We start from the raw sequence: 13,328 nt of genomic DNA on the forward strand, positions 1-13,328 counted from the left end.
CTCACGCGTCGGCGATATTGAGCGAGATGCGGATCCAGTCGGCGTCGTGGCTCTCGCGGAAGCTGAAATGCAGGTACTCTTTCGAGCCGATCACCCGCACAGCGCCCTCGATCGCCTCCATGGCCTTGAGCCAGCGGCTGTCGGTGCTCTCGACCTTGAAGAGCTCGAACACGGCGTCCTTGCTGATTTGGCCGGCCTTGTCGACCTTGAACGCCCTGGTGACGAGGCTGCGAACCTCGGCGCGGCCGTCCTCGGTCCACTCATTGAGGCACTCGTCGATCAGGCCCTTGGCGACCTGCAATTGCGGGCCGAACTCGATGAGCTTGTTCACCCGCGTCTCGACGGTCATCAACCCGTCGATCGTGCGGTACTTCTGGTTGCCGGCGCCGGCGCGGCCTTTCTTGACGAGGCCGTATTTTGCCTCGAGCTGCCGGTCGAACTCGGCGATATCGGCGCGCGTGTGCTTTTTGAATCGCGCAAGTTCGGCGGAGAGTGGCTTGGCAAACCCGATGATCTTGCGAACCATCTGGTCTTCGATAAAATCCTCAGCCTTGACCAGCTCCAGCGGCGTCAATCCGCCCTCGGCATTGGTCACATAGTCACGGCCGTTCACGACGGTGATGCCGGCAGCTGCCTTTTCTTCGAGAATGGTGACGTCCATCGTAAAGTCCTTTCAAAGGTCGGTTAAGCCGGGATCGGCCGCAGTCTGGTCGTGCCCGTCGTGCTCGGCGTAGAGCCGGTGGCACTCGGCGGCGTAGTGGGTGACCCCAAAGCAAAGCGCGCGGATCTCCTCCATCGAGGGCAACACGTCGCGGAATGCGGAGGAGAGGATGCGTTCCGCCACATCGAGCGGATCGATATCGTTGAAGCACTGGCGAAGGCGCTCTGCGCTGTGACCGGCGTCGGCCAGGAGCGTGACCGCATCGACGAGCGCCTGGTAATTGGTCGCAATCTGCGCGTCCGTTTCCAGCGCCGCCGTGATCTTGCCGACCCCATGCATGACGGTGGCGTGATCGCGCCCGCCCATGTGTCGCCCGATCGCGGAATAGGATTGCGTGGTCAGGCGGCTGGCCAGCGTCCAGGCCATGTGGCGCGGCAGCACCGTCCCCGCATCGCGGCGACGCGAATAGAGCTGCAGCACCGGGACGGAATAGGCCGCCGCGACGGCTTCGGTGATGAGACGACAAGTAATCATGGCTTGCCCCCGAAATCCGGCCGGATGACATTGTCGCCCGGCCTGCTTTCCACCGCCGCCTTGAGCTCGCTGGATACGACCTTGCGAAGCTCGCGGGCGTCATCCAAGCGGCGCAGCGCGCCGAGTTCCCGTTCCTGAAGAATGGCGAGATGCCGAAGGGTGCGAATGATCTTCAGCAGCGAGCGGACCTCTTCGCCGCCGAGGACGACGGTTTCATCTTCCGCGATATCGCGGTGAGGAGCGAAGGTGTCAGAAAGCATCTGCAGGCCGCCGCTCAAGGAGAACGATTGAGCCGCCCGCATTAGAAGTCCTCGACGTCGCGGTTGCGCCACGCGGCTTCCAGGTGCTTCTTCTCCAGCTCCGACGCCGGCCGCCCCGCCGCAAAGCACGCGATCTTGATCGTGCGGTCGATCTGCCGAAGGGCGCCGCCCTTCATGCCGATACCGAAGAGGAAGCGGTTGCAAGAAGCATCGACGATGCCCCATTGCTCGATGAAGGCGCGCACGTCGCCCTCCCGGCCGTGGTCGCGCTTCAGGTTCTTGTCGATACGGCTGACGATCTGGTCACGGCTGGCTGCGTTCGGCCCGTCCTGGCTGATGCGGCGGCGGATGCCGGCATTGCCGACGAGGGCTACGCCGCAATCGTATTTGTCCGAAAAGTGCCGGAACTGGTTGACCGCGCGGCCGTCGGCGTGCTGCGCCTCATCGATGATGAGAAGCGAATTGCCGCTGCGCTTCAGGCGCTCGCCGATCGTCTCGACGATTTCGCCCTGGTTGAACACCCGCACGCCGAACTGACGGGCGAGCATGTTCATGGCGCCGGTCACGGTGGTCGCCTTCTCGTGCAGCGTGACCATGTGGACGTGCGGCTTTACACGGCGATACGCTTCGCAGGCGATGGTTTTACCCCGGCCGGCGTCGAGGGTGATCGTCACGAAACCCGAGATCGTCTGCGCGAGGAGCAGCGTCTTGTGGATCTCGGCGGAGGCGTGGGTCGCGAAGAAGTCCGGCGAGCGGGGAAGGGACGATGCGACATCGGCGGCATCTTCGACCGCATCTAGCCAGCGCGCGACGGTCGCATTCGCGTTTTCAAGGATGCCGTCGAGCGTGCCCGACATCCAGAGCGAGAACGAACTGTCGGCCATGCCGATGCGCTTGCTGGTCTCAGTCTTCGTCCAGCCGTTCTTAGCGGCGATATCGACGACGCGGCTGCGCAGATCCCGCCAGGCGCCCACCTCATCGGCGGGGTGCTTTGCCAGAAACTTCGATGAAGGCTCCAGCTCTGGCCAACGCGCATTCGCGCTTGTGCTCACATTCATGTTCATTACAATGGTTCCTTGTGGAGTGCCCTTAGGGGCTGTTGTGCGGCCGGGTTGTCCCCGGCCGCTTTTTTGTCAGGAACCGTACTCACTACTTCTCGGCTCTATGCTTCCGCCCGGCGACAGATGCCGGAGGGAATGGGATGATCGAGCTGTCGCCCGAAATCTTGGAAAGGGTGGCGGTGATGCCGGCCTCGAACTCTTCGTCCGACATGACGTCGTCGTCGGTCTCCACGGCGAGGTTGCCGGTGACGAGGCGCGTGACGGCCGGGCGGATTTTCTGCTTCGGCGCCGGCGTATCCTCGACGCTGTAAAGGTCAGCCAGCTCGTCGGCCGAGAACCTCCGCTCCATGTCCAGCAGGGTCTTTTTGCTCTTCAGCCAGGCCTTGCGGTTGCGGTTGTGGATGTTCGCGGCTTCGACGTCGCGGAACTTGCCCTTCTCGGTGCAGGGCGCCGAGCAGATGAGGTGGCCATCGGGCGCATAGACCTTGATGGGATCGTGCAGGGCGTCGGGATCGAAGCGAATCTTGACCTTCCGCCCGGCCCATTCGATGAGCGCGTCCGACCAATAGACGTTCTTCTGGTAGTGGATGGCGCCGCGATCCTTGCGGGCATGCAGCACCTTTTCGGCCAGCAGCCAGAAATCGCGCTGCGCCTGTGTTGCCTGGCGGATGATGGTCGAAGGATGGCGGAAGCTCGCCTCGAACGTCTCGTCGAAGCTGCGGCCCTTGGCGGTTTCCGATTTCCGGCCGGTGCGCGCATTGTGCTCGGCGATGCGTTCGGCAACGTGCTTCTGCAGAACGTCGAGCTGGACGGCGCGCTTGCGGTAGTTTTCGGGCTTCTCGTTGGTGTTGCGGCCGGTATAGCAACCGGACATCGCCGGATGCTTCGAGATCTCCTCGGCAAGATCCTTCCAGGCGCGCTCGATCGGCTTCGACTGGCCGGCATAGGGCCGCGTGAAATGCGGCTCGACGCCGAAATTCATAAGGATGCCGGACACTTCGTCTTCGTCGATGCCAAACCGATTCACCGACTTCGCTTTCTTCTTGAAGCGATTGCGATGCGTGGCACCACCGGAGATAGCGTTGCTGGCGAAGGCGCGACCGTTGTCCATGTAGAAGTGTTCGGGGATCCCGAAATCCTCGATCATGTCGCCGATGCAGGCGCGCACGACGTCCCAGGTCTCGGCGGAGGCAAGGCGCCATGACAGGATCTTGCCGGAGAAAATGTCCTGGATGCCGAGCAGGATCACGCGCACCGGCGACTTGGCGTTCCAGGGCGCCCAAACGAAAAGGTCGAGCTGGTGGCCGTCTGTGTTAACGATCTCCAGCGCGTGTAGGTGATCCTTGGTGCGGACCTGCGGCGGATAGAGCTGCTCCGCTTTCTTCTTGCCAAGCCGGGCATAGACCTGAACGGCCTTTTCTACCTCGGCGTCGAGGCGGCGGCGCAGCGCGCGCTCGGAGGGGATCGGCGACCATTTGTGGAGCTTGGCGGCCGCTTCCATGCGACGGTAGCAGGCGGAGAACCCGGAGCCTTCCGGGCGCAGATAATCCGACTTGAGCGCCGCCCAGGCGTCGGGATGGCATTCGGCACGGTACTCGTGGATGACGCCGTCTTCCGTATACTTTGGGGCGAGGGCCGGGAGCCAATCCTCCTGGTCTATACCCTTCAGCTTCGCGCGCCATTCGTAGTAGGTCGATGCGGACACGCCGTGGCGATCGAGGACGCGGGCGAGGGCAGCTTCGACCGGCTCCCGGTCACACGCCGCGATGCGGGCTGCGAGCGCCTTTTCCGCATCCATGATGACGTTCAAGCGGGCGTAGCAAATCGCGCGGTGCTCGTCGATCATGGCATCGAACGCAACCCAGTGCAGGCGCTTGCGTTTCTCCCGCGTCTCCGCGCGCGCGGCCTCCTCACCGGCGATGACGGCCAGCTTCAACTGCGCGGTGCGCGGCAGGAGCGAGACGTGGTATTCGAAGCCGCCGCCGCGCCGGTCGAGCTTGCGCACGCGTTCGCCGTCGTTTTTCCAGCCATTGCGGGCGGCAAAATCGTGGATCTTGCTAAGCGAGGCGGGCAGGCCGGGCAGCTTCAGCTCGGCGAGCATCGGGATTGTGAACCACTCACCGCTCATTTGCGCCCCCGCCGGATGGTTACTGGGGTGGCTTGAAGCACCTTTAACTCGGCCGTAAGCGCGCGGCGCTCTTGCTGGATGCGGGCAATCTCCGCCAGCCGGGCCTCGTCACCTTCAAGAAGCAGCAGTCCGTCATCGGAAACGATCGTGTCCCACAGCCAGGTCGCGCCGGTGGCGCGAACGAAGGCCTTAAAGCGGACGAGGCTGATGTCGTGCGCTGCCGCACTCTCGGCCGTGTAGGCGTCGAGCGTGGCCTTGGAAACGCCCGCGACGGCGAGGTAATCGGCCATGCGTGCAGCGATCGTCGGCCGATCATACGGGCATTCCCGGATCGCGCGCGCCATGTCGCGCTTCAGGCGTGCGCGGAACCGGTCGATATCGATCCGATCGGCGGCCGCGCGAACCGGGAAGAGCTGCTCCTTGAAGAAATCGAGCTGGGACGGATCGCGCTTGGTCATGCCGCGACGGCCTCCCGCCTGGCTTCATCCATCATGTCGCCGAGGGCTGTGCCGGAAATGTCGAGCGGATCGATTCCAGCATGGACGAGGAACTCGTATCGGGTCTGCTCGTCGGCCTCGTCCCAGGCGGCGGTCAGCTTCTTCAGCAACGTGGCCTGGATATCGACCGGCGGCGCTGCCGGCTTGCCGATCGCCATGACCTTCCGTACATCCGGCTCAATCTTCAGGCCTGCGGCAATGCCCGCCTGTTTGGCCTCGGGGAAGCTGGCGAGCTTCAGGAGGAGCTTTTGGTCATTTTCGGCGTCGGTACCGCGCAGCGCCTGCCGTAGCGTGGGGTGCAGCTTCTGGCCGATAGCTGTCACATATTTATATGTGCGTGAGCCAAAACCGAGGCGCTCTTGAAGGCGCTCTGAAAGCTCTTTGCCAGGCGGTGTAAAAGGGCAATCATTGCCCTTTTTCGATGAATAGCGCCCTTTTTCGATCTTACCGTGCTTCTCCTCCCACATCTCGCGGAACTTCAGCACGAAGACGGCCCGGTCCAGCTTGGTCAGCGTGTTGCTGTAGATGTTTTCCGAAACCTCCATCAGCTGCGCGTCGATCGGGCCGGCCTCCACCACAAGGGCCTCGATCTCTTCCCATTTGTTGATTTCCGCGCCGCGATGACGGTGCCCCCCGGCAACCAGCGTCCAGGGCGTCTTGCCTCCGTTGGCGGCGGGAGTCGCGCGCACCGTGATCGGCTTCAACAGCCCGACCTCGGCCATGTTCGCAGCGAGCGCTTGCGCGAAATCCTCGTCGATGGGGCGAAGACGCTCGCCGACGAAGATGGAGGAAACGAGAAGTGACTTAAAGGATGCCATCAGGCGACCTCTTCATAGGGCTGCTCATCATCGGTCATGCGCAGGAACAGAAGCACCCGCGCGCGTTCGGCCATCGTCTGGTAGTGCAGGGCAAAGCGGTCATGCGCGACACGGGCGTCCACAGTGCGAAGCGCCCGGTTGATCGCCTCGCGGGAGCGATCCTCCATCTCGACCACCCGCCGCTTCGGCCAGCCGAATTCGCGGATGACCAGGTGCATGGCGATCTGCCGCGCCAGGGCGGCATCGAACCACTCATGCGGCGGGTCGACGATGTCGCGGATTGCTAGGTGCGGGAAACCCTCCCGCACCGCGCAAAGGCAGGCATGCACCGTGGCGTCATAGACCTGCTTCTGGTCGTACTGGTTCAGCATGCGACCTTGCTTTCCATCTCGTCGGCCAGGGCGCGCAGCTGGCCGGCAACGATCGCCTCCGCCTTCCGGCGCATTTCCGCCTGCAGGCGCAGCATCGTTTCGGTGACCATGCGATCGCGGATCGCGTGGAGCTGCGAGACCACCGCATCGGTGGGCGCGCCGTCCTCGGGCGATATCGCCGTTGGAAAGTTTTGCGGGGTCAGGTGAACGAAGGAATGGCCGTCCTCGACCTTCAGATCATGGAGGGGTGGTTCGACCGTGACATCGACGATCTTGCCGGTCGCCGCGTCCTGGTCCGCGACGATCTCCGGACGGAAGACGGTCCCGCTGTCCGGATCAGCGACGAAAACGTTAGCTTTCACCCGGCGACGGCGCGGCTCGGGCTTTTCCTCCGCCGGTTTCTGTTCGGGGGCAGTATCGGCAACTGCCGCCTCGGCGACCTGCCGTGCCGGGCGCTCAATCTCGCCGCGGCGAACGCCCTTGGCATAGGCGACGAAACCGCGCCACGAGGGCTCCATGTGGCCAAGGGCAAGAATGGCGTCGAAAAAGACCTCAAAGGCCTTTTCATCCGCGTCGTCGGTGTCGTCACCCGCCGCCTGGATGGCATCCCATGCCGCCATCAATGCCGGCTGTGCCGCGTCGGGCAGGTTGTCGAAATACCCCGGCGTCGGAGCAAGCGCCGAAACCGGCGTTTCCACCGGGGCCGGAAGCTCCGGGCGCCCGGCCATGCCGATCTTCACGGCGGCCAGCCACTGGACAACATACTTGCGAGCCGGGGGGGCGACGCCGGCCTTGTTGAGGCTGGAAACGAGATTGGAATAGGACTTCGGAAGGCTGTACCCGGGCTCCTGCGCCTCGTCATAGAGCCGCTGCACCGCCGGAATGGCCTTGATGTGAAGGTCGGAGAAGAAGGGGATGACGTCATTCATTGTACGTTTTCCTTCGGGCTGGATTTGACGATCGCCTCCGCCAGCTCGCGCTGCATGTGCATTGCGAACACGTCGAGCAGCTTGGCGTTCTGGTCGCCGTCGTGGGTGGAAAGCAGGCTCATGGCCATTTCGCCGGGTGAATAGGGGAGGTTCATCGCCTCACTCCAACCTTCCGCCTCGGCGCTCAGCCACTCCTTGATGGCCTCGGCGACGATCTGGTTTTCCATTTCGACGCTATCGGGGCTGTAGCCCGCGTCGATCATCGCCTGCTGAAGCCGCACGGCCATGGCCACGATCCTGTATGCGGCCCGTGTCTTCGCAGCGGCCAAGGGGATGCCGGCCGGCAACTCGCACGTCGCTTCCGCCAGCTCGGCCTGCACATCGCGAACCCATGAGACCCACTCGTCGAAGGACGGGCCGGTAATGTCGATCGCCCGAAGCTCCGTGCAGAACAGGTTGTGGCTGAACTCATTGGCTTGCGAGCCGAGATCCTGCCGGCGGATGCGGTCGAGGGCGCGCCGCACCACCGGGATGGCGCGGGGCGGGATACGCTCGAAGAAGGGAATTACTGCAGCATTTGCCAGTGCGATCATTGAAGGCCTCCTGAGACCTGGTTGAGCAGGCAGATCAACGAGGCGGCGAGGCCGAGGAACGCGGTACTGAAAATCAACACGGTCTGAGCCGCCCCGCAGATCGGCGAGCGGGCGGGGATGAAAAGCGGGTTGGGCATGTCGATTTCGCGCTGTCGTTTCGACATTGGCGAAGCTCCGCAAATGCGGGAAGGTGAAGACGCGAAACAGAAGCGGAAGGGACTGGAGATGGACAGGGACACAATGACGCCGGAGGAGATCCTCGAGGCGAGATTGGCCAGCATCGAGCGGCGTATTGAGCAGCTCGAAATCTGGACCGGCGCCGATGAGGATGGCGATCCGGAAAAGACCAAAGTGTCCGTGGTTGAATCTGTGCTGGCGCAGGAGAAGATCGTTCGCCACATGCTGCGGCTTCTCGATTTCAACGGCACGGAGTTCTCGATCGCGCAGTTCCGGAACACGCTCCGGATGGTGGATGACGCGAAGGCCGACCCGCTCTCAAAAGATTGGGACCCGGAATTTACAGAAGGGCTGAAAGGCGTCATCGCGCGTCTCATTCCTGATCCCGTCCCTCGTGAGCGGCCTCGGCAAAACCAGCTCGAAGCAGTTCGGCCATTTCTTCCGTGGCGGCCTCGCGAGGCACACCTCGACGGACTTTGAGAAGGGATTTTCGCTCCAGCGCGGCGACATAGGTCCGGCCAACCAACGCGATGACCTCGGAAGCCTGTTCTGGTGTGAGAACCCGAAGTGCATCGCGATAGGCGTTGGCGAATGCCTCACGGGCCCGCAACTCCGTGCGTCTGCGATCAACTGCAAGAATGAGAGCGTCGATGAACTCCTGGCTGAAATCACAGGTCATGCTGCCGCTCCGCAGGACATGCCTTCGGCCACCGTCTGGCGGCGCGCATAGCGATAGTTCTCGGCAGGCTGCGGGCTCTTCCGCGTCCCGTCGGCGTGGTAGCGGGAGAACCAGAGATGCTCGGGACGCCGCCCGAGCGCGGCGGCAATCGCCCGCTCGCCGGCAAGATGCGGCTCATGCACCGCATTGCCTGCGGTTCCGCGGGGCAGCCGGTAAGCTTCGTCGATTTGCGCGAGCGTCAGCTCTTTGCGTGCCAGCAGGTCGCGGATGCGGCCTACCTCTTTCAGTCGGCGGTCCTTGGCGCGGTCCCGCTTGCCGGTGACGGTGTCACTGTGCATAAAATCCTCGATCCAGAAGGGAGGCCCTGGCCGGCCTCCTTTTTTGGGGTGTTGAAATCTGCGAACACAGAAAGGACTATCGCAAAAAATTGTGACTGACAACACGTCATCGCAGAAATTTGCGATAACTGGGGAATGTGACCGACTTTGATTATGAGCGGGTGGTTGAGCGCGTACTCAGCCGAAATCGTTGGGGAACTGAGGGGGATTTGGCCGCAGCGTTGGGTATCTCACCCAACACCCTGACTGCATGGAAGAAGGGCCGAAGCTCCTTCGGAGTGCATGAAATCCCAAAAATTTGCGACGTGCTTGGTGTGGAGGCGCACTGGCTACTTTTTGGAGACGAACCGCGGCAGGAAGCGAGCTTGCTTAATGAGGTGCAGTCGATCGTCGAGAACGTGCACAAAATGGCGAAGGTTCATCTGTCGAAGGCGGGCTTGGAGAGGACCGCGAGAACCTACTTCGCCGCCCTTAATGCCGAAATAGTGTCGGCCAATGATACTGAGGAAGTTGGCATGCGACTTCATCTGCTGCGGAAGCGCATTGAAAAGGATCTCGCAAACGCGGCCGCTGAACCCGGATCGGGCAAACAGTCGGCCTGATGATCGTCGAGATAAACGACGAACAGCGGAAAAAGGATGCAGGATTGACGGCGCCCGGAAACGCGCACCAGGTGCTATTGTCGAAGATGTTGTTCCAGCCCGGTAGAGAATGTCTCAAGCCCTCGGCCCCGGGATAGCCGCCCCAAATGCCTTAAATCAAAACACCACCCCAAAAAGCGCAAACCAATACAGCCACAAAGCTACTGGTTGAGCGGCAATGGTACAAACAATCCCTGCTGCAAGTGCAATGATGGTAAATTCCGGTCGCCGCGATCCCGGCGGTCGGCGCCGGAGCCGGGGGTTGAACACGCGCTTCACAGACACGCCGATGCGCTTTTAGCCGGAGCTTGGACATGGCACATCGCCCCCGGCCGAAAAGGCCACGGCGAATGCGCCAGCCGCCAGGCTGCGCATGTGTTCGGCGACCGCTGAGGCGGCGCGCCTATGTGAAGTCAGGGTGTTCAAGCCCGCTACCGTTATAGTTGCCCGCCCCGCGTGCGAGCAAACGGATTATTGCCTTCCAACCGGTTTTCGGGCACTGGCGAGCGGGCCCTCGTCGAGCGACCTGCAGGGCGAATGTGTGTCCGCTTTTTTCTCCCACCACGCCTCTTAAATCGAGACACACCGGGATTCTTTCCGCCGCGAAATTTTGCAGCCAAAGCCCGCGATTTCCGGGCTTCCGAGCTAACAATACCGGAAGGGGATTCTTACATTTGGATTTGAAGCCCGAACGCCGCCGAAAAGGCGCTTTCAGGCGCAGGGTCTTAAAGAATACCCCATCGTTAAATTTCAATGGTTTGAAGCCGCTTTAAAGCCGTCCTGGGGATTTCTAAAAGGCGCTTTACCGCCCGCCGCCATTTCGCCCGCGTCGCCCTCGTTGACACCCACCGCGCCCCGTTCTGCTGTCAAAATGCGCCGCGCCGCGCCTCTCGCCACCGACCACCTAACGCGTTGAACTTCCCGCGCTTTCTCAGATATTCCGGCGACTTCCTAGATATTCCTAGAATTCCGGATACCCGTGTCAGACAACAGTGGCCTTCGCCGCATTGCGCAGCACGTCCTCGGGCCTCGATCCGACGATGTTTTCGTAGGAAGCCGGATCGGTTGCGCCTTCGGTGTTGATGAGCAGGACCCTGCTGTCTTCGTTCAAACCCAGCGCATGCCGGGCCTGCGGATCGTTTGCCACGGCGAGAAGGCCGGCCAATCCGGCGGCGCCGCTTTCGCCTGCGATGACGGGGTGCGTGCGAAACGCCAGCCGGTGCATCGCGTTTTTGGCTTCGTCCTCGGTCACGGTGACGAAGGCGCTCGCGGTCGCGGCCAGGATCCGCCAGGCCACAAGGGACGGCGTGTAGCATTCGAGCATCGCCATGATGGTCGGCTCGGTTGGCGTGAACGAGGTGAGGCGGCCCGCTTCTGCTGAGGCGTACAGGCAAGCCGCCCGGTCGGGCTCGACGATGATCGATCGAACCGCATCCTGCCCGAGCGCCTCGTTCAGGTGAACCGAGATGCTGCTGGCGAAGCCGCCGACGCCTGCCTGCAGGAAGACATGCGTGGGAGGATTGCGCTTCAGCGCGGCGATCTGAGCAAGAGCTTCGTTTGCAAGGACCGTATAGCCTTGCGCCACCAGGGACGGTATCTCCTCGTAGCCTTCCCAGGATGTATCGGATACCAGCTGCCAGCCGCGCTCCCTGGCGATCCGCTCCGCTTCATCGACGGACATGTCGTAGTTGCCGTCGACGCGCACCACCTCGTCGGCTCCGATCGCCTCGGCCCGGGCGGCTGTCACGCCTTCATGGACGAAAACGACGGACTTGCACCCGAGGATGCGTGCGCCGGCCGCCACCGACTTGCCGTGGTTTCCGTCGGTGGCGCAGCAGAACGTCACGCCGGCGGCAAGCGCGCGCGCTGCCGAGGAAACGAGCCGGGCTATGGAGACCTCGCCGTCGAGATGCGCTTCCAGCATCCGCTTGAACAGCGTCATGACGGCGTAGGCGCCGCCAAGCGCCTTGAAACTGCCGAGGCCGAGGCGTTGGCCTTCGTCCTTGAGGAAGACGTGCCCAATCCCGGTGGCGGTGGCTATCTCGGGCAGCGACACCAGAGGTGTCGCGCTTTCGTCCCGCCAAAGGGCGAGATACGGGCGCACGAGATCGGGAGCCCCGACGCCGAGAAGCGCCTTGTCGGCGGCACTCAGGGACGCGTATTGCGGAGCGTGAAGGTGGATCATGGCGACCTCGGTTCGGTGGTGCCGAGAGAATAGTGCGACACACGCTTTGTTTGCGCTCTATTTTTCCACTATCGTTGCATGAAAATTTCATCAATGGAGGCTTTTGTGGCTCGAACTCTCGCAACCGGCCTTGATGCGTTCGACCTCAAAATCCTGCAGCTGGTCCAGCAGAACAACCAGACGCCGCAGCGCGTGATTGCGGAAAAGATCGGTCTTTCACCTCCCGCCGTCGCCAGGCGGCTGCAGCATCTCCGGGATGCCAGGGTCATACGCAGCGACATATCGGTGCTGGACGAGGCCGCCATCGGGCGACCGCTCACGATCATCGTCCACGTGGCAGCCGACAACGAGAGGTTGGACCTCCTGGACGGGATGAAGGATCGGTTCAATAGGTGCCCGCAAGTCCAGCAATGCTACTATGTGACCGGAGAAATGGACTTCGTCCTGATCGTCAACGTTCGGGACATGGCCGAATACAACGAGCTCACGCGGGCACTCTTTTTCGAGGGCGGAAATGTACGGAGCTTTCGCACCTGCGTGTCCATGGAGAACGTGAAGACATATGGGCCGATACCGGTGTGATGAGCCGGTGCGTTCGGAAACTCTTCCGGCGCCTGTCGAGGCAGGTCGTTGCTTCCCCATTTCCGTCCGGCGGTTATTTTGCCTGGAAAATCTCCAGCGCGACGATCTGGGCCAGCGTGCGGGCGAGTTCGTCGACAAGCAGCTTTTCATGGGTTTGGAATCTTGAACTCGGCGTCGGCACCGACATCGCGTAAAGATCCCCCTGCAGGTCGTAGAAGGCCGCGCCGACTGCGGAAATGCCGACCGTGTGCTGATCCCGGTCAAATGCGACCCCGGTAGACCGGACCGTTTCGATCTCGGCGAGATAGGCCTGGAGCGATGCGGGATCTTCCGCGATGGAAGGTTTCTCGTCTGCCAGGCGGGCGAGAACCTGCTTGTCGCTGAGCTTGGCAAGGCATGCCTTGCCGTTGGCGGTGTTGCAGAGCGGGAAGCTCTCCCCGACGAACGAGACCGTGCGCAGCCGGTGCGTGCCGGAAATCTGGTCCACGAACACAAGCCGCTTCGATCTGAATATGGCCAGATCGACCGTTTCCTTTGTCCGCCGCGCCAGGTCGACCAGATACGGCCTCAACATTTCGAGGACATCGATGCGTGCCGACTCTGCCAATGCGCCTATTTCCGGACCGAGGCGAATGCCCCGGTCCGGACTTGCCGCGATAACGAAGCGTTCCGCCTGAAGCGCGCCGACGATGCGCTGGACGGTGGATCGCGGCAAATCCACGCGCTCGGCGATCTGACCGAGACTGAGGCCGTCATTCTCATTCTTCAGGCTCCTGAGGATCGCCGCCGCCCGTGCGATGACCTGGATCCCTGACCGGCTGTCGTCATTGCCCTTCACTGCATCCGTCATGTATCAAACCTCGTCTGTCTTGGC

General features: G+C 62.4%; 17 protein-coding genes. 3 read left to right on the top strand and 14 right to left on the bottom strand.

The features are described from left to right. Position 1: 1 nt before the first annotated feature. The 11 genes from EXZ48_RS26120 to EXZ48_RS35010 all read right to left on the bottom strand — a co-directional run bounded on the left by EXZ48_RS26120 (position 2) and on the right by EXZ48_RS35010 (position 8,016). A complete protein-coding gene (locus tag EXZ48_RS26120; RefSeq protein ID WP_130519424.1) occupies positions 2-661 on the bottom strand; it encodes a DUF3164 family protein in 660 nt (219 codons plus the stop codon). A 12-nt stretch (positions 662-673) separates the two neighbouring features. After that, positions 674-1,195 (bottom strand): helix-turn-helix domain-containing protein, encoded by a 522-nt coding sequence (locus tag EXZ48_RS26125; RefSeq protein ID WP_130519426.1) that lies wholly within the window; start codon positions 1,193-1,195, stop codon positions 674-676. Beyond that, a complete protein-coding gene (locus EXZ48_RS26130) occupies positions 1,192-1,527 on the bottom strand; it encodes a hypothetical protein (protein ID WP_130519428.1) in 336 nt (111 codons plus the stop codon). The genes EXZ48_RS26125 and EXZ48_RS26130 overlap by 4 nt, the downstream gene beginning before the upstream one ends. Beyond that, positions 1,497-2,519: an AAA family ATPase gene (locus EXZ48_RS26135; protein WP_130519430.1), complete on the bottom strand. Its 1,023-nt coding sequence runs from the start codon at positions 2,517-2,519 to the stop codon at positions 1,497-1,499. The genes EXZ48_RS26130 and EXZ48_RS26135 overlap by 31 nt, the downstream gene beginning before the upstream one ends. Positions 2,520-2,604: 85 nt before the next feature. Next, on the bottom strand, positions 2,605-4,644 hold the full coding sequence (locus EXZ48_RS26140; RefSeq protein WP_245462363.1) for a transposase domain-containing protein: 2,040 nt from the start codon (positions 4,642-4,644) through the stop codon (positions 2,605-2,607). Further along, on the bottom strand, positions 4,641-5,102 hold the full coding sequence (locus tag EXZ48_RS26145; RefSeq protein ID WP_130519432.1) for a hypothetical protein: 462 nt from the start codon (positions 5,100-5,102) through the stop codon (positions 4,641-4,643). The genes EXZ48_RS26140 and EXZ48_RS26145 overlap by 4 nt, the downstream gene beginning before the upstream one ends. Further along, entirely contained in the window at positions 5,099-5,959 is an 861-nt protein-coding gene (locus EXZ48_RS26150; protein WP_130519433.1) for a ParB N-terminal domain-containing protein, read from the bottom strand. The genes EXZ48_RS26145 and EXZ48_RS26150 overlap by 4 nt, the downstream gene beginning before the upstream one ends. Beyond that, complete coding sequence (locus tag EXZ48_RS26155) at positions 5,959-6,330, bottom strand: hypothetical protein (RefSeq protein WP_130519435.1); 372 nt, start codon at positions 6,328-6,330, stop codon at positions 5,959-5,961. The genes EXZ48_RS26150 and EXZ48_RS26155 overlap by 1 nt, the downstream gene beginning before the upstream one ends. Continuing rightward, on the bottom strand, positions 6,324-7,259 hold the full coding sequence (locus EXZ48_RS26160) for a hypothetical protein (RefSeq protein WP_130519437.1): 936 nt from the start codon (positions 7,257-7,259) through the stop codon (positions 6,324-6,326). The genes EXZ48_RS26155 and EXZ48_RS26160 overlap by 7 nt, the downstream gene beginning before the upstream one ends. Continuing rightward, complete coding sequence (locus EXZ48_RS26165) at positions 7,256-7,852, bottom strand: hypothetical protein (protein WP_130519439.1); 597 nt, start codon at positions 7,850-7,852, stop codon at positions 7,256-7,258. Before EXZ48_RS26165 ends, EXZ48_RS26160 begins: the two co-directional genes overlap by 4 nt. Then, the gene (locus tag EXZ48_RS35010; protein ID WP_165909425.1) at positions 7,849-8,016 is read right to left on the bottom strand and encodes a hypothetical protein; all 168 of its coding nucleotides are present in this window, start codon (positions 8,014-8,016) and stop codon (positions 7,849-7,851) included. Before EXZ48_RS35010 ends, EXZ48_RS26165 begins: the two co-directional genes overlap by 4 nt. A 16-nt stretch (positions 8,017-8,032) precedes the next feature. On the opposite strand from EXZ48_RS35010, the gene EXZ48_RS26170 reads away from it, so the two are divergent. Then, positions 8,033-8,509, top strand: a complete 477-nt coding sequence (locus EXZ48_RS26170) for a hypothetical protein (RefSeq protein ID WP_130519441.1) — start codon at positions 8,033-8,035, stop codon at positions 8,507-8,509. A gap of 195 nt (positions 8,510-8,704) precedes the next feature. Here the strand turns inward: EXZ48_RS26170 and EXZ48_RS26175 are convergent, their stop codons facing one another. Then, positions 8,705-9,046, bottom strand: a complete 342-nt coding sequence (locus tag EXZ48_RS26175; protein WP_130519443.1) for a helix-turn-helix domain-containing protein — start codon at positions 9,044-9,046, stop codon at positions 8,705-8,707. A 137-nt stretch (positions 9,047-9,183) separates the two neighbouring features. Here EXZ48_RS26175 and EXZ48_RS26180 point away from each other — a divergent pair, with 137 nt between their 5' ends. Beyond that, positions 9,184-9,648 (top strand): helix-turn-helix domain-containing protein, encoded by a 465-nt coding sequence (locus EXZ48_RS26180; RefSeq protein WP_165909426.1) that lies wholly within the window; start codon positions 9,184-9,186, stop codon positions 9,646-9,648. Between the two features lie 1,021 nt (positions 9,649-10,669). Here the strand turns inward: EXZ48_RS26180 and EXZ48_RS26185 are convergent. After that, complete coding sequence (locus EXZ48_RS26185; protein ID WP_130519447.1) at positions 10,670-11,872, bottom strand: diaminopropionate ammonia-lyase; 1,203 nt, start codon at positions 11,870-11,872, stop codon at positions 10,670-10,672. A 105-nt stretch (positions 11,873-11,977) separates the two neighbouring features. On the opposite strand from EXZ48_RS26185, the gene EXZ48_RS26190 reads away from it, so the two are divergent. Next, positions 11,978-12,454 carry an Lrp/AsnC family transcriptional regulator gene (locus EXZ48_RS26190; RefSeq protein WP_245462365.1) on the top strand — a complete coding sequence of 159 codons (477 nt, stop codon included), beginning with the start codon at positions 11,978-11,980 and terminating at the stop codon, positions 12,452-12,454. Positions 12,455-12,527: 73 nt separating this feature from the next. Here EXZ48_RS26190 and EXZ48_RS26195 read toward each other — a convergent pair whose 3' ends face one another. Further along, entirely contained in the window at positions 12,528-13,304 is a 777-nt protein-coding gene (locus EXZ48_RS26195; RefSeq protein ID WP_023513089.1) for an IclR family transcriptional regulator, read from the bottom strand. Positions 13,305-13,328: the final 24 nt, after the last annotated feature.

It is taken from the genome of Shinella sp. JR1-6 (assembly GCF_004284735.1).
Classification (GTDB): Bacteria; Pseudomonadota; Alphaproteobacteria; order Rhizobiales; family Rhizobiaceae; genus Shinella.

What these genes read in the sequence shown, in the direction of transcription:
- EXZ48_RS26140 (WP_245462363.1), bottom strand. Translation starts at nt 4,644, where the DNA reads ATGAGCGGTGAGTGGTTCACAATCCCGATGCTCGCCGAGCTGAAGCTG.
- EXZ48_RS26185 (WP_130519447.1), bottom strand. Translation starts at nt 11,872, where the DNA reads ATGATCCACCTTCACGCTCCGCAATACGCGTCCCTGAGTGCCGCCGAC.
- EXZ48_RS26170 (WP_130519441.1), top strand. Translation starts at nt 8,033, where the DNA reads ATGCGGGAAGGTGAAGACGCGAAACAGAAGCGGAAGGGACTGGAGATG.
- EXZ48_RS26120 (WP_130519424.1), bottom strand. Translation starts at nt 661, where the DNA reads ATGGACGTCACCATTCTCGAAGAAAAGGCAGCTGCCGGCATCACCGTC.
- EXZ48_RS35010 (WP_165909425.1), bottom strand. Translation starts at nt 8,016, where the DNA reads ATGTCGAAACGACAGCGCGAAATCGACATGCCCAACCCGCTTTTCATC.
- EXZ48_RS26145 (WP_130519432.1), bottom strand. Translation starts at nt 5,102, where the DNA reads ATGACCAAGCGCGATCCGTCCCAGCTCGATTTCTTCAAGGAGCAGCTC.
- EXZ48_RS26125 (WP_130519426.1), bottom strand. Translation starts at nt 1,195, where the DNA reads ATGATTACTTGTCGTCTCATCACCGAAGCCGTCGCGGCGGCCTATTCC.
- EXZ48_RS26195 (WP_023513089.1), bottom strand. Translation starts at nt 13,304, where the DNA reads ATGACGGATGCAGTGAAGGGCAATGACGACAGCCGGTCAGGGATCCAG.
- EXZ48_RS26160 (WP_130519437.1), bottom strand. Translation starts at nt 7,259, where the DNA reads ATGAATGACGTCATCCCCTTCTTCTCCGACCTTCACATCAAGGCCATT.
- EXZ48_RS26165 (WP_130519439.1), bottom strand. Translation starts at nt 7,852, where the DNA reads ATGATCGCACTGGCAAATGCTGCAGTAATTCCCTTCTTCGAGCGTATC.
- EXZ48_RS26175 (WP_130519443.1), bottom strand. Translation starts at nt 9,046, where the DNA reads ATGCACAGTGACACCGTCACCGGCAAGCGGGACCGCGCCAAGGACCGC.
- EXZ48_RS26135 (WP_130519430.1), bottom strand. Translation starts at nt 2,519, where the DNA reads ATGAACATGAATGTGAGCACAAGCGCGAATGCGCGTTGGCCAGAGCTG.
- EXZ48_RS26150 (WP_130519433.1), bottom strand. Translation starts at nt 5,959, where the DNA reads ATGGCATCCTTTAAGTCACTTCTCGTTTCCTCCATCTTCGTCGGCGAG.
- EXZ48_RS26155 (WP_130519435.1), bottom strand. Translation starts at nt 6,330, where the DNA reads ATGCTGAACCAGTACGACCAGAAGCAGGTCTATGACGCCACGGTGCAT.